This is a genomic window from Xanthomonas theicola (assembly GCF_014236795.1).
Classification (GTDB): domain Bacteria; phylum Pseudomonadota; class Gammaproteobacteria; order Xanthomonadales; family Xanthomonadaceae; genus Xanthomonas_A; species Xanthomonas_A theicola.
Window position 1 is genome coordinate 1,423,142 of sequence record NZ_CP049017.1, and the last position, 13,553, is coordinate 1,436,694.

The window sequence follows — 13,553 nt, forward strand, 5'->3', positions numbered from 1 at the left end:
TCGCCGAACACAAAAAAACCACGCCGACCTGCGTCGGCGCGGTTCGGACGACCTGCCCGCGCCCTGCAGCGGGCGGGTAGGCGCGAAGGCGTCCGCGACTAGTGCAATTTCAGCATCACCATCGCCTTGGCCGGCAGCGCCACCCTCAGCATGCCGCCCTGCAGGCTGGCGCCGCCGAACGTCGCCGGCTGCACCGCCCGCGGCTGTTCGAAGGTATTGAGCGCGGTGATCGTCGGCGCGGTCAGGATCTGCCCGCCGACGCCACTGGCCTGCACGCCGTCCACGCTCACCACCACCGCCGCGGCGCGGTTCGGATCCAGGTTGGTCAGCGCCACGTAGACGTGGCCGTCCTTGGCCTTGACCGCCGAGCCGTGCACCGACGGCACCGTGTACTGGCCATGCTTGTAGTCCGGCGTCTTGATCTGCAGCGGCAGCGCGGTCGCGTCCTGGTACGGCTTGTACATCGCGAACACGTGGTAGGTCGGGGTCAGCAGCATCCTGTCGCCGTCGGTGAGGATCATCGCCTGCAGCACGTTGATCATCTGCGCGATGTTGGCCATGCGCACGCGCTCGGCGTGCTGCACGAAGATGTCCAGGTTGAGCGAGGCCACCAGCGCGTCGCGCAGCGTGTTCTGCTGGCGCAGGAAGCCGGGATTGACGTTGGGCAGGCCGCTGTACCAGGTGCCCCATTCGTCGACCACCAGCGCCACCTTCTTGCCCGGGTCGTACTTGTCCATGATCGCGCTGTGCTTGCTGATCAGCTCGTCCATCAGCAGCGTGCGCGACAGCGTCTCGATCCACGCGGTCTCGTCGAAATCGGTGGAGGACGCGCGCGGCGGCCAGCCGCCGGGGATGGTGTAGTAGTGCAGGCTCAGCCCGTCCATGTACTTGGTGGCCTCGCGCATCATCACGTCGGTCCAGTGGTAGTCGGCATCGCTGGGGCCGGGCGCGATCTTGATGATCTTCTGGTCGGCCGGCGCCTTGACGAAGGTCTGGTAGCGGCGATACACGTCGGCGGCGTACTCGGCGCGCATGTTGCCGCCGCAGCCCCACAGCTCGTTGCCGACGCCGAAGTACGGCACCTTCCACGGCGCGTCGCGGCCGTTGCCGCGGCGCTGGTTGGCCAGCGTCGACTTGGTCGGCGCGGTCATGTACTCGACCCATTGCGCCATCTCGTCCGGCGCGGCGTCGCCGACGTTGCCGGCCACGTAGGCCTGGGTGCCGACCAGCTCAGTGAAGTCCATGAATTCGTGGGTGCCGAAGCTGTTGGGTTCCTCGACGCCGCCCCAGTGGGTGTTGATGCTGGTCGGGCGCTTGGCGCGCGGGCCGATGCCGTCGCGCCAGTGGTATTCGTCGGCGAAGCAGCCGCCGGGCCAGCGGATGTTGGGCACCTCCAGCGCCTTCAGCGCCGCGACCACGTCGTTGCGGTAGCCGCGGGTATTGGGGATCTTCGAGTCCGGCCCGACCCACACGCCGCCGTAGATGCCGTTGCCCAGATGCTCGGCGAACTGGCCGAACAGGTTGCGCGAGACCTGCGCGCCCGGCTGGTCGGCGTGCAGCGTGCCGCGCACCTCGACGTCGGCGGCCTGCGCCAGACCGGCGCCGAAGGTCAGCGCGGCCACGGCGGCGGCCAGCGGCAGGCGTCGCCGCCAGCGCAGCGCAGCGTTCTTCAGTGCGCGGGTCGAGAGCATCGTGGGTCTCCTAAGTGGATGGGATGGCGGTTGCGTGCACGCACGCCGCGTCGGTGTGCAACGGCACGGGATGCGCGCGGCGCATGCGATGGGACAACGCGGCCCGGCGCACGCGCGGCGCGCCGCGGCAGTGGCGGCTGGCAGGGCACGGCATGGTGGCGGTATCGGTGCAGATCGCAGTCCTTGTGACCGGTGATGGTGCGGCGGCACGGCAGCCATCCGGCGGCGGGTCCCCGGCCGCGGTTCGAGCATAGGCAGGCCGGCGTATCGCGACCTAATGACGCAAATCCTCGCCGCTATAGCCGATTCGCATTGCGGGTGCGGCGATGCGGCGCCGTGTGTTGCCGCGCCGTCCCGATGCGCTCCCCGGTGCGCGCATCGAGGATAGGGGAGCGCCGGATGGCCGACCAATGATTTAAATCGGCGCATCGATATGGGGATTGCAATGCTGCGATGCCGCAGATGTCGGTGTTTGTGTTGGGCCGCACGTTCCGCGCCGCATCGGGATCGCGATGTCGCTGCGCGACCGGCCGCGTCCTCGCGCGGCGATGGCTTGCCACCGACCGCGCTGGTTATGCTGCGCGGCACGCGTGGAACGCGCGCCCACCCAACCAGGACCCCCGCATGTCATCGATCTTCGGCCAGCTTCCCGACGGTACCGCCATCCAACGCCTGGTCCTGGACAGCGGTGCGGGCCTGCGCGCGGAACTGCTGACCTATGGCGGCCTGCTGCGCAGCTTGAGCCTGGACACCGCGCGCGGCCGTACCGAACTGGTGCTCGGCCTGCCGACGCTGGACGCGTATCTGCACGACCCGGCCTATCTCGGCGTGCTGGTCGGCCGCTTCGGCAACCGCATCGCCGGCGCGGCCTTCGAGCTGGACGGACAGCGCTACGCGCTCGCGGCCAACGAGGGCGCCAATCACCTGCATGGCGGCGCGCTCGGATTCGGGCGCCGGGTGTGGACCGTGCAGGCGCAGTCCACGCGCCACCTGCACCTGCGCTACGACTCGCCGGCCGGCGAGGAGGGCTATCCGGGCACCGTGCAGGTCAGCGCCGAATTCCGCGTGCATGGGTGCACGCTGGAACTGCAGTTCGCCGCGCACAGCGATGCGCCGACCCCGCTCAATCTCACCCATCACCCGTACTTCAACCTGGCCGGCGATGCCGGCGTGGCCGCCGCGGCGCAGTGGCTGCGGGTGCCGGCCGACCGCTACCTGCCGGTGGCCGACGCGGCGCTGCTGCCGAGCGGCGAGATCGCCGCGGTGGCCGGCACGCCGTTCGACTTCCGCAGCCCGCGCGCCATCGCCGACAAGGACATCGCCGCCGATCCGCAGCTGCGCCTGAGCGGCGGCTACGACCATTGCCTGGTGCTGGCGCAGGCGCGCGACTGCAGCGCCGTGCTGTATTCGCCGCACAGCGGTGTGGCCATGCGCATCGCCAGTGCGATGCCCGCGCTGCAGCTGTACGAAGGCCACTGGCTGGACCGCCAGCATCCGGGCCTGGGCCGCGGCGTGTGCCTGGAGCCGCAGGGCTATCCGGATGCGCCGAACCAGCCGGGCTTTCCCGACACCCTCCTGCGTCCCGGCCAGATCTACCGGCACCGCATCGAATACCGCTTCGCCGAGGTCGGCGCAGGCGCCGACTGGGAGGCGGTGGAGGCGGCGCTGGCAGATTGAGGTGCGATGCAGCTCGCTGCCGGCCGATACGGCGCTTCCTTTAGGAGCGGCTTCAGCGGCGGCGCCGGCGCCGAGGAGACTCCGGGTGCGGAAACATTACTGTCGCGGCCGAAGCCATTCCTGCAGGGGATGCATTGCCTCCCAAATGCCGAGCCGCCGCCGCTACTGCGGGTGGCCGAGCACCAGTTCGATGACGAACTTGCTGCCGAAGAACGCCAGCAGCAGCAACAGCATCGCCGCCAGCGTCCAGTGCACCGCCTTGATGCCGCGCCAGCCGTAACGCCAGCGGCCGAACAGCAGCGCGCCGAACACGATCCACGACAGCACGCTGAGCACGGTCTTCTGCACCAGTCGCTGCGCCAGGAAATCCTGCACGAACAGCACCCCGGTCAGCAGGGTCAGGGTCAGCAGAATGAAGCCGGCCACGATGGTGCGGAACAGCAGCGTCTCCAGCGCGGTCAGCGGCGGCAGCGCGCGCAGCCATGGGTGGAAGTCGCGGCGTCGCAGCGCGCGTTCCTGCAGCCACAGCATCACCGCCAGCAGCGCGGCGATGCCCAGCGTGGCGTAGGCCAGCAGCGCCATCCATGCGTGCAGCTGCAGCCGCCAGTCCAGCAGCGGCGCCGGCTCGTGGCCGTGCGAGTGGTAGGCAAGCAGCAGCGCGGCCGACAGCGGGAACACCACCACGCCCAGCGCCGCCATCCGGCCGCTGGCGCCGACCAGCGCGGTCATCAGCGCCATGCCCAGGCTGACCAGCGACAGCGCGGCGAAGAAGTGCATGTCCGGCCCGCCGGCGGTGTGCAGCGCCACCTGTACGTGGTAGGCCGCATGCAGCGCCACCGCCGGCAGCGCCGCCCACAGCCAGCCGTGGCTGCGCTCGACCCGGTCGCGCACCACCGAACCCACCAGCAGGCCGGCCGCGGCGAGGTACAGCAGGGTGGCGAGGAGCACGATGAGCATCGCGCCAGTTTCGCATATCGGGCCTGCGCGGGTGGCGCGGGTGCCGCGGCGGGCCGCCCAGGGCCGTCGCCGGGATCGCCGGCGGGCACGGCTATAATCGGCGACCGTTTCCCGTCTGCGACCGGCCCGCATGTTCGAATCCCTCACCCAACGCCTCTCCGGCACCATGCAGCGCCTGCGCGGGCGCGGCCGCCTGACCGAGGAGAACATCCGCGAAGCCACCCGCGAAGTGCGCATCGCGCTGCTCGAGGCCGACGTCGCGCTGCCGGTGGTGCAGGCCCTGATCGAGCGCATCAAGGTGCGCGCGGTCGGCCAGGAAGTGCTCAAGAGCCTGACCCCGGGCCAGGCGCTGATCAAGGTCGTGCGCGACGAGCTGACCACGGTGATGGGCTCGGCCGCCAGCGACCTCAACCTCAACGTGCCGGCGCCGGCGATCGTGCTGATGGCCGGCCTGCAGGGCGCGGGCAAGACCACCACGGTCGGCAAGCTGGCCAAGCACCTGAAGGAAAAGCGCAAGAAGAAGGTGATGGTGGTCTCGGCCGACGTCTACCGCCCGGCCGCGATCGAACAGCTCAAGACCCTGGCCGAGCAGGTCGGGGTGCTGTTCTTCCCGTCCGAGGCCGCGCAGCCGCCGGTGGACATCGTCCGCGCCGCGATCGCCGATGCACGCAGGTCCTTCGTCGACGTGCTGCTGGTCGACACCGCCGGCCGCCTGGCCATCGACGCGGCGATGATGAGCGAGATCAAGGCCCTGCACGCGGCGATCAACCCGGCCGAAACCCTGTTCGTGGTCGATGCGATGACCGGCCAGGACGCGGCCAACACCGCCAAGGCGTTCAGCGAGGCGCTGCCGCTGACCGGCGTGGTGCTGACCAAGACCGACGGCGATGCGCGCGGCGGCGCGGCGCTGAGCGTGCGCTACATCACCGGCAAGCCGATCAAGTTCATCGGCGTGGGCGAGAAGCCCGAGGGCCTGGACGTGTTCCACCCCGACCGCCTGGCCAGCCGCATCCTGGACATGGGCGATGTGCTGTCGCTGGTCGAGCAGGTCGAGCATCAGGTCGACAAGGACAAGGCGCAGAAGCTCGCCGAGAAGGTCGCCAAGGGCAAGAGATTCGACCTCAACGACATGCGCGACCAGCTTGAGCAGATGCAGAACATGGGCGGCCTGTCCGGGCTGATGGACAAGCTGCCGGGCATGGGCCAGATCCCCGAGCACCTCAAGCAGCAGGTCGCCGGCAACAAGGACGTGCCGCGGATGATCGCGATCATCGGCTCGATGACCAGAAAGGAGCGGCGCAACCCGACCCTGCTCAACGGCTCGCGCCGCGCCCGCATCGCGCGCGGCTCCGGCACCCAGCCGGCCGACGTCAACAAGCTGATGAAGCAGTACCAGCAGATGGAAAAGATGATGGGCAAGATGGCCGGCGGCGGCATGAAGGGCCTGATGCGCGGCATGAAGGGCATGATGGGCGGCATGGGCGGCATGGGCGGCCGCGGCGGCCTGCCGTTCCGCTGAGCCCGTGCAACGGCGCCCTTGGAAGAAGGAGCGCCGGCGCCCTAACAGGCTGCTGAAGAACCCCGTCTTCCATAGACTTACCTGACCAACCGATCGAACACGATGCGGTGATCGCGCTGTCCAATGAAGTGCTGGAGATCGCCGATGGATGCGGTGGGCCGTCGGGCGAGCATTTCCGTGTGGACGCGACGTTGATCCAGGCCTGGGCCGGGCACAAGCGTTTCAAGCGCAAGGATGGCGATGACGAGGACGGCGACGATTTCCGTGGACAGTCCCGCAGCAACGCAACGCACGTTTCCACTCGCGATGCGGATGCGCGGCTGCATGGCAAGGGCAACAGGGCCAGCGAACTGCGCTACAGCGGGCGCACGCTGCGCGACAACCGGCATGGGCTGATCGCCAATGCGCGGGCGAGGCGGGCCGATGGGGACGCTGAACGCGAGGCGGCCAAGGCAATGATCGCCGATGCTGGGCAGGCGGCAGCGCCGGAGGCGGTGCTGACGCGGGGAGCGGACAAGGGCGATGACGCAGCCGCGCTCATCCAGGCGCTGGATGAACCGAAGCTCGTGCCGCATGTGGCGCAGAACACGTCAGGCCGGCGTTCGGCGGCGGCGGACGCGGTGGCGGCCAGCGAGGGCCATGCGCGCTCCCGGCGCAAGGGCAAGTTGATCGAGCAGGGGGTCGGCTGGGCCAGGGCCGTGGGCCGGATCCGGCAGGCGATGGTGCGCGGTCTGGAGAAGGTGCACCAGACGTTCGTGCCGAACATGGCGGCCTACAACTTGGTGCGCATGCGCACGCTGGGCTAGGTCTGCGCGCCGATTGGAGCAAGGGCATGAATCGGGGTGTGCAGACCCCCTGGATGCCGCACGAGCGAGAGCAAAGGAACCTTTCCAGGCCCGCTTGTCCGACCGTCAATGGCCGCAGGAATCGACACCACCGCGGTCGGCAGGACTTGGCTGTTGGTATTTCAGCAGCCTGTTAGGGGCGGCATTTGGCGCTCTCGCTGGGTTATGGCAGGGCCGCCGGTCCTGCCCGCCGATGCGGAATACGGCTGCCTGGCCTGCGGCGGCGGCGTTGGCGGCCGCTGTGACCGTGCCGGCCGCGCCGGCGGCCGGCCATGGCCGCGATCGTGCAGAATGCGCCGATGGACTGGTGCGAGCTTCCCTCGCGGGTGATCCCCGCCAACGACTACCGCCGCGAGCGCTGGCGCAACGGACTGGGCTGGACCCGGGAGATCCTGCGCCTGCCGCAACCCGGCAGCGACGACTGGCTGCTGCGCCTGTCGATCGCCGAGATCGAACAGGATGCAGCTTTTTCCTCCTTTCCCGGGATCGACCGGGAGTTGGTGTTGCTGCGCGGCGCCGGCCTGCGCCTGCGCTTCGACGACGGCGCCGCCCATCTGCTGGAGTCGCCCTACGCGCGCCTGCGTTTCGCCGGCGAGCGACCGCTGCGCGGCGAACTGCTCGACGGCCCGACCCACGACTTCAACCTGATGTGGCGCCGCGATCGCCTGCGCACCCAGTTGCTGCACCGGCCGCTGGTCGGGCCGATGCTGTTCTTCGCCAGGCCGGGCCTCGGCTGGGTCGTTCATCTTCTTGCAGGGCAGGCGCATTTCGATGCGGCCGGCGGGTTGCCGCCGCTGGCCGCCGGCGACAGCGCCTGGCTGGCGGCCAATGCCAGGCAGCGCTTCGCGTTGACCGGAGGCGGCGAGTTGCTGGCGATCCGCGTCGAGCCGCTGCCGACCGCTGCCCGCTGAGCGCCGGCGCCGGCCGCGCCGGTCTTGCAGGGGCGGCGCCGACCGCGTTCAATGCGCGGACGCGGCTATCCGGGAGCCGTGGACCGGCACCGGACAGGCGGCCTCAGACAACGGCAGGTGGTTGGCGCAGGTATTGGTCGTGGACGACGACGCGGCCTTGCGCGACCGGATTTGCGATTGTCTGGCCCGTTTCCACTTGCAGGCGCACGATGCCGAAAGCGGTCCGCAGCTGTATGCGCAACTGGCGGCGGATCGCTACGACGCGGTGCTGCGACGATGCTCAGCAGCCTGGACACCGACGGCGACGGCACCATCAGCAGCGACGAGCTGACGCGCCCAGCCAGGACAGCGATAGCACCGAACTGTTCGCCATGCTCGACAGCGACCACCGCGGGTCGATCAGCCTGCAGGAGCTGGAGGACGCCATGCGTCCGATGGGTCCGCCGCCGCTGCAAGGTGGCCAGGGCTACGATGCCGCCAGCGCCGGCACCAGCAGTTCCAGTTCGGGCTCCAGTTCCAACGACGACAGCAGCAGTGCGCAGGATGCCTATGCCTTGCCTGCCAGGCTGGTGTTGAACCAGTACCGCGGCTTCGGCAGCGACAGCAGCGCGTCGACGTCGCTCTCTATCGCCGCCTGACCGCGACGGTCCGCCCAGGCGGCGAATGCTCCGCTCGCGGCTCGCCGATGCCGCACGGCGAGCGGCATCGCCAGGTTGCCGACGCAGCGTGCGCATCATCCAGGCAAATGCCGCGCCACATCGGTGCGTAAACCGCTGGCGCAGGCGTCGGTCCGGCTGTTGCGCGAGGTGTTGTGGAAGCGACCTCGGTCGCGACAGGCGGCGCCGATGAAGTCGGTCGCGCGCGATGGTGCGAAGCCGTTCGGCTCTGAATCGCTGCGCAGGCGCCGTTGCACGAAAACAGCTGAAGAACGCTCATGACGCGTCGATGATGGCAACGTCAGAGGTGCCGGCATTTTTACAGGCCGGTCGCGTCCGGTCGCCAAGCGCGCCTGCATGGTGCGCGGTGCACATGCGAATGGCAGTCGCATGCAAGGCGCAGCCGCTGCCGGTGTTGCGCAGGCGATGGCGCAGCAGCGGCTGGCTGCCGTGCTCGGTGGTGAAAATCTCGCTGTGCAGTTCCGCTCCAGGCTGCGGCGACCTGCGAACCGCCGCCGCATGCAGCGCCCTCAGTACACGTCGCGCCGGTAGCGGCCTTCCAGCAGCAGGGTCTCCTTGCCCAGGCGCCCCAGCACCTCTTCGAGCACCGCATCCACGCCCGGGGCCATGCCGCGCAGGCTGCCGCACACGCAGATCGCCGCGCAGTGCGCCACCCAGTCGCGCAGCTGCGGCGCGGCCGCACGCAGGGCGTTGCACGTAGCGGTGCGCGCCGGCGTCGCGCGAGAACACCGCGTCCAGCCGCTGCAGCGCGCCTTGCGCCAGCCAGCTGCGCAGTTCCTCGCCATAGTGGTCGTCGTGCGCGGCGTGGCGTTCGCCGTACAGCAGCCAGGTGCGGGTTGCGCCGGCGTCGATGCGCGCGCGCAGGTGCGCACGCAGCCCGGCGATGCCGGTGCCGTTGCCGATCAGGATCAGCGGCCGGGTCGGATCGGCCGGGGGATGGAAATTCGGGTTCGGGCGCAGCCGCAGGGCGATCGCGGCACCGATCGGTGCCGCGTCGCACAGCCAGCCGCTGCCCAGGCCGGGCGTGCCGTCCGGACGGATCGCCCGGCGCAGCAACAGGCGCAGCGCGCCGTCGCCGGGCATCGAGGCGATCGAGTACTCGCGGTGCGGCAGCGGCTGCAGGCGCGCGGCCAGCGCCGCTGGCGCGGTGCCGGCGGCCAGCGTCGGATCCGGCAGACGGCGGCGTGCCAGCAATGCGGCGAGCGTGGTCGCTGCCTGTCCGGGGCGGGGCAGCGTCGCCGCGCCGTCCATGCCGCTGGCCTGCAGCCAAGCCTGCACGGCGGCGTCGCCATGACAGGGGCCGACTTCGGCCAGGTCGCCGGCCTGCCAGGAAGGCAGCGGGCCGGCGGCGGGCAGCAGCGCCAACTCGAACACTGTGCCGCCGACGCTGCCCGGATTGCAGGCGCGCCGCTGCTGCAGGCGCCAGTGCCGGTACGCGGGCGGGCGCCAATCGGGCTGTTCGCCGCCGCCTGCGGGCTGTCCGAGCAGTTGCTGCCAGTGGCGCAGCGCGGCGTCGTCGGCGTCGTCCACGTCGATGCGGTCGAACAGCGGATGCGCGCCGTGCAGGCGCAGCCAGGCATCGAGCTGGCGGCCGAAGGCGCAGAAGTGGTCGTAGCGGCGATCGCCCAGCGCCAGCACCGCGTAGCGCAGCCGCGGCAGGGCCTGCGGCTGCGCCATCGCCCGGTGCAGGAACGGCAGTGCGTGGTCGGGCGGATCGCCTTCGCCGCTGGTGCTGACCACGAACAGGGCCTGGGTCGCGCCGGCCAGGTCGGCTGCGGCCACCTTCTGCAACGGCAGCGCGCGCACCGCCTGGCCGGCCGCGCGCAGTGCCGCGGCGCTGCGCAGCGCCAGTTGCCGGGCGAAGCCGGTCTGGCTGGCCCAGGCCAGCAGCAGCGGCGCGTCGGCGCGTCGGCCGGGCCGCTGCACGCCGCGCCGGTCGCGCCACCACCGCCATAGACAGGCTGCTGCATACGCTGCCGTCGCCAGCGCTGCGCAGACGATGCGCCGCCGCGACGGCGCACCGCTCCACCACGGCTGCGGGTGCAGGCGCAGCAGCGCATAGCCGATCGTCCCCAGCAGCGCGAACGTCGCCACGTGCCCGGCGGTGTTCCAACTGCGACGCGGCGGGGACCGGGTCATGCATCGAGCAATAATGCGGCGAAGGCGCTGCTGAGCCGCTCCTGCATGCCGTCGCCAGCACGCAGCAGGAAGCGTGCCGCCAGCCGTTCGCGTTCGGCGCAGGCCAGGCCGGCGTCGGCGCCGAGCACGCCCAGCGCGGTGGCCCAGGCATCGGCCTGCATCGCATCGGCGGCGACCACGCTGACCGCCGCCAGCGTCGCCGCGATCGGCATGCCGCTGCGCGGGTCCAGGGTGTGGCTGTAGCGCCGTCCGTCCTGTTCGAAGCGGTGCCAGCGGTCGCCGGAGGTGGCGACCGCGCGCCCGTCCAGCGCGAGCACCCGCGGCGGCGTCGCGGCCTGCGCGTCCTCGTCCGGCGCCGACTCGACCAGCACCCGCCATGGCTGTCCATCCGGCTTGCGGCCGTAGCCGTAGAGTTCGCCGCCGACCTCGACCAGCGCGCTGGCCACGCTCTGCGCCTGCAGTTCGCGCACCGCCAGATCCACGCCGTAGCCCTTGGCGATCGCCGACAGGTCCAGGCGCAGGCCGCCGGGCTGGCGCAAGGTATGGTCGGCGTCGTCCAGCCGTAACTGCCGCCAGTCGCCGGCAGCACGCGCCTGACGCAACGCATCCGCATCGGGTACGCGCCGGCTGCCGGCGTCGGCGCCGAAGCCCCACAACCCCAGCACCGCGCCGATGGTGGGGTCGAACGCGCCGTCGCTGCGCCGCGCGATGTCCAGCGCGCAGCGCAGTACGTCGGCGAATGCCGCGGGCAGCGCCTGCACGCTGCCCGCGGCGGCGCGGTTGTAGCGGCTGATGTCCGAGTCCGCTTTCCAGGTGCTCATCTGCGCCACCACTTCGTCCAGCCGCGCCTGGATCGCGGCGTGCAGCGGATGCAGGTCGCGGCGGCGGCGCAGCACCAGCTTCGCGCTCCAGGTGGTGCCCATGCTCTGCCCGCCGAGCGTGGCGATCTCGGTCTCGGCATCGGCCTGGGGCGCGAGCGGCGTGTTCATGCCGCGACGTGCCGCCACGCACCGGGCAGGCGTGCGGTGACGCTCACTGCGGCAGCACTTCCAGCGTCGCCACGTAGCTGAGCCGGCGCTGCCTGGCCTGCGGCAGCGAGGTCCTGGCATCCTCGCTGGTGGTCTCCAGCCAGTACATGCCCGCTTCCGGCCAGGTCACGCTGAAGCTGCCTTGCGCGTCGGTGGTGACCTTCAGTTCGTCCTGCGCGTTGCGGTAGCGGGTACCGCCGCGCACGATCTCCACCTCCAGTCCCGCGGCCGGCTTGCCGTCGATCTGCAGCTTGAAGGTGGCCTTCTCGCCGGCGAACAGGTCGTTGGGATGGGTCACCGGCACCAGCTCCAGGCCCTTGCCGCTGGGCTTGAGCGTGGCCTGGCTGGGCGCGCCGTTGCTGACGAAGGCTTCCACCCGGCCCAGCGACTGCGCCACCTGCAGGTCCTTCGCGTCCCTGGGCACTTCGCTGGCGAAGCTGGCGGCGTTGCCGCGCCAGCGCTTGCGCTGGCCGTTCTCGTTCCAGTTCGCGAACAGGCCGTCGTTGACCAGGGCCAGGCGGTAGGTGCCGGTCTGCGCCAGCTCCACGTCGAACACGCTGCGGTACTTGCCGGTGGCCGGGTTCTGCGGTCGCACCGCGCTGCCGTCGGGCGCGGTGATGGTCAGATTGTCCAGGCGCAGCGGCACGTGGTTGAAATAGAACAGGTCGTTGGACACCGCCGCATCGACGGTGATCCACGGCCGCTCGTCGGCGATCACGGTCTGCGAGGGTTGCAGCCAGGCCTTGTGGGCGAGGGCGGAGAACGGCAGGGCCGCGGCGGCGGCCAGCGCCAGCACGAGGGAACGCTTCATGGGATTGCTTCTTGCGACGAATAGGGAACTGCGCGGGATCGCTCACGGCCTGGCGGTCAGTCGCACTGCGCCGAGTTCGCTGCTGCCTTGCGCGCTGCCGGTCTCGCCGGCCTTGGCCGGCCAGGCGAACGGGATCTTCAGCAGCTCGCGGCCGCCGACCTCGCGCGCCGCCTCGACCACCAGCGTGTACTGGCCGGGCGCCAGGCCCTTGAGCTGCTGCGCGTCGGTGAAGGCCAGCGCGTGCTTGCCGGCCGGGCGGGTCGGGCCGCTGACGCCGTCCACCGGCAGTTGCAGGGTGCGGCCGCTGCGCCGCCACCACTGGCGCAGGTCGGGCAGCCACTTGGTGCCGTGGCTTTCGGCGGTGTCCTTGGACTGGTACCAGACCGCCAGGTTGCGCGCGACCTGCTGGTCGGCGCCTTCCACCCAGATCGCGACATAGGGGCGGTGGTATTCGGCGACGTTGAGCCTGGGGATCTCCACGTCCAGCTCCAGCGTGGCCGCATAGGCGGGCATCGTCAGCAGGCCGCTCAGGGCGATGGTCAGGGTGACGCGCATGCGAGGCTCCGTGTGGTGAAAGAGGTGGATCGGAAAGTCGGTGGATCGGATCAGTGGATCAGCAGCAGCGCGATCAGCAACGGGATCAGCAGGCCCAGCCCGACCAGCGGCCAGGTCATCCGCCGCTGCTGCGCATGCAACTGCAGCAGGAACAGGCCGGTCATGCAGAACACCAGGCAGGCCACCGCGAACAGGTCGATGAACCAGTCCCAGGCCGGGCCGGCGTTGCGGCCCTTGTGCAGGTCGTTGAAATAGGAGATCCAGCCGCGGTCGGTGCGTTCGTACTCGACCGCGCCGCTGCCGCGATCGATGCTCAGCCAGGCATCGCCGCCCGGGCCGGGCAGCGCCAGATACACCTCGTCGGCCGACCATTCGGCCGGTCGCCGGCCCAGGCTCAGCGCCAGTTCGCGTTCCAGCCAGGCCGACACCGGCCGCGGCAGCGGCGCATCGCCATCGGCATGGCCGCGCAGCCAAGGCAGCAGCGATGCTGGCAACTGCGCGGTGCGATCGAGCACCTGCGGCTTGGCTTCGATGCGCGCGGCGTGGTTGAGGGTCAGCCCGGTGGTGGCGAACGCCAGCATGCCCACCAGGCACAGCGCCGAGCTGATCCAGTGCCACTGGTGCAGCGTGCGCAGCCAGAAGCCGCGGCGCTGCTGCGCATCGCTCGGCGTGGTTTTCGTCCCCGGTTGCACGTTGCCGCGTGTCCTGCCGCGCAGAAGGGCGGGCCTGTCGACAGTATAAAT

Annotated in this window: 12 protein-coding genes and 2 pseudogenes; 6 read left to right on the top strand and 8 right to left on the bottom strand. The window is 70.6% G+C overall.

Features of this window, described 5'->3' with window-relative positions:
• Window positions 1-98: 98 nt before the first annotated feature.
• Window positions 99-1,691, bottom strand: a complete 1,593-nt coding sequence (locus G4Q83_RS06440) for an alpha-N-arabinofuranosidase (RefSeq protein WP_246432301.1) — start codon at window positions 1,689-1,691, stop codon at window positions 99-101.
• A gap of 624 nt (window positions 1,692-2,315) precedes the next feature.
• Between G4Q83_RS06440 and G4Q83_RS06445 the strand changes: the two genes are divergently transcribed.
• On the top strand, window positions 2,316-3,368 hold the full coding sequence (locus tag G4Q83_RS06445; protein WP_128419824.1) for an aldose epimerase family protein: 1,053 nt from the start codon (window positions 2,316-2,318) through the stop codon (window positions 3,366-3,368).
• 162 nt (window positions 3,369-3,530) lie between these two features.
• Here G4Q83_RS06445 and G4Q83_RS06450 read toward each other — a convergent pair whose 3' ends face one another.
• Window positions 3,531-4,325, bottom strand: a complete 795-nt coding sequence (locus G4Q83_RS06450) for a cytochrome C assembly family protein (protein WP_128419825.1) — start codon at window positions 4,323-4,325, stop codon at window positions 3,531-3,533.
• A gap of 130 nt (window positions 4,326-4,455) precedes the next feature.
• Here G4Q83_RS06450 and ffh point away from each other — a divergent pair, with 130 nt between their 5' ends.
• The 5 genes and pseudogenes from ffh (at window position 4,456) to G4Q83_RS06475 (ending at window position 8,238) form a co-directional block, all read left to right on the top strand.
• A complete protein-coding gene (ffh, locus tag G4Q83_RS06455; protein ID WP_128419826.1) occupies window positions 4,456-5,844 on the top strand; it encodes a signal recognition particle protein in 1,389 nt (462 codons plus the stop codon).
• Window positions 5,845-5,936: 92 nt separating this feature from the next.
• Window positions 5,937-6,650, top strand: a pseudogene (locus tag G4Q83_RS06460) (transposase); the annotation flags it as partial.
• A gap of 311 nt (window positions 6,651-6,961) precedes the next feature.
• Window positions 6,962-7,600 (top strand): HutD/Ves family protein, encoded by a 639-nt coding sequence (locus tag G4Q83_RS06465; RefSeq protein ID WP_128419828.1) that lies wholly within the window; start codon window positions 6,962-6,964, stop codon window positions 7,598-7,600.
• Window positions 7,601-7,739: 139 nt separating this feature from the next.
• On the top strand, window positions 7,740-7,931 hold the full coding sequence (locus G4Q83_RS06470) for a response regulator (protein ID WP_246432302.1): 192 nt from the start codon (window positions 7,740-7,742) through the stop codon (window positions 7,929-7,931).
• A gap of 40 nt (window positions 7,932-7,971) precedes the next feature.
• On the top strand, window positions 7,972-8,238 hold the full coding sequence (locus G4Q83_RS06475) for an EF-hand domain-containing protein (RefSeq protein WP_128419829.1): 267 nt from the start codon (window positions 7,972-7,974) through the stop codon (window positions 8,236-8,238).
• Between the two features lie 95 nt (window positions 8,239-8,333).
• On the opposite strand, the gene G4Q83_RS24500 is transcribed toward G4Q83_RS06475, so the two are convergent.
• From G4Q83_RS24500 to G4Q83_RS06505, 6 genes and pseudogenes are all read right to left on the bottom strand, one after another.
• On the bottom strand, window positions 8,334-8,615 hold the full coding sequence (locus tag G4Q83_RS24500) for a hypothetical protein (protein ID WP_158254996.1): 282 nt from the start codon (window positions 8,613-8,615) through the stop codon (window positions 8,334-8,336).
• Between the two features lie 171 nt (window positions 8,616-8,786).
• Window positions 8,787-10,416: pseudogene (locus tag G4Q83_RS06485) on the bottom strand (flavodoxin domain-containing protein).
• The gene (locus G4Q83_RS06490) at window positions 10,413-11,405 is read right to left on the bottom strand and encodes an FAD:protein FMN transferase (RefSeq protein WP_185817357.1); all 993 of its coding nucleotides are present in this window, start codon (window positions 11,403-11,405) and stop codon (window positions 10,413-10,415) included. The pseudogene G4Q83_RS06485 and the gene G4Q83_RS06490 overlap by 4 nt, the downstream one beginning before the upstream one ends.
• Before the next feature lie 43 nt (window positions 11,406-11,448).
• Window positions 11,449-12,255 (bottom strand): DUF4198 domain-containing protein, encoded by an 807-nt coding sequence (locus G4Q83_RS06495; protein ID WP_128419830.1) that lies wholly within the window; start codon window positions 12,253-12,255, stop codon window positions 11,449-11,451.
• Between the two features lie 42 nt (window positions 12,256-12,297).
• Window positions 12,298-12,810 (bottom strand): DUF2271 domain-containing protein, encoded by a 513-nt coding sequence (locus G4Q83_RS06500; RefSeq protein ID WP_128419831.1) that lies wholly within the window; start codon window positions 12,808-12,810, stop codon window positions 12,298-12,300.
• Between the two features lie 50 nt (window positions 12,811-12,860).
• A complete protein-coding gene (locus G4Q83_RS06505) occupies window positions 12,861-13,502 on the bottom strand; it encodes a PepSY-associated TM helix domain-containing protein (RefSeq protein ID WP_128419832.1) in 642 nt (213 codons plus the stop codon).
• Window positions 13,503-13,553: the final 51 nt, after the last annotated feature.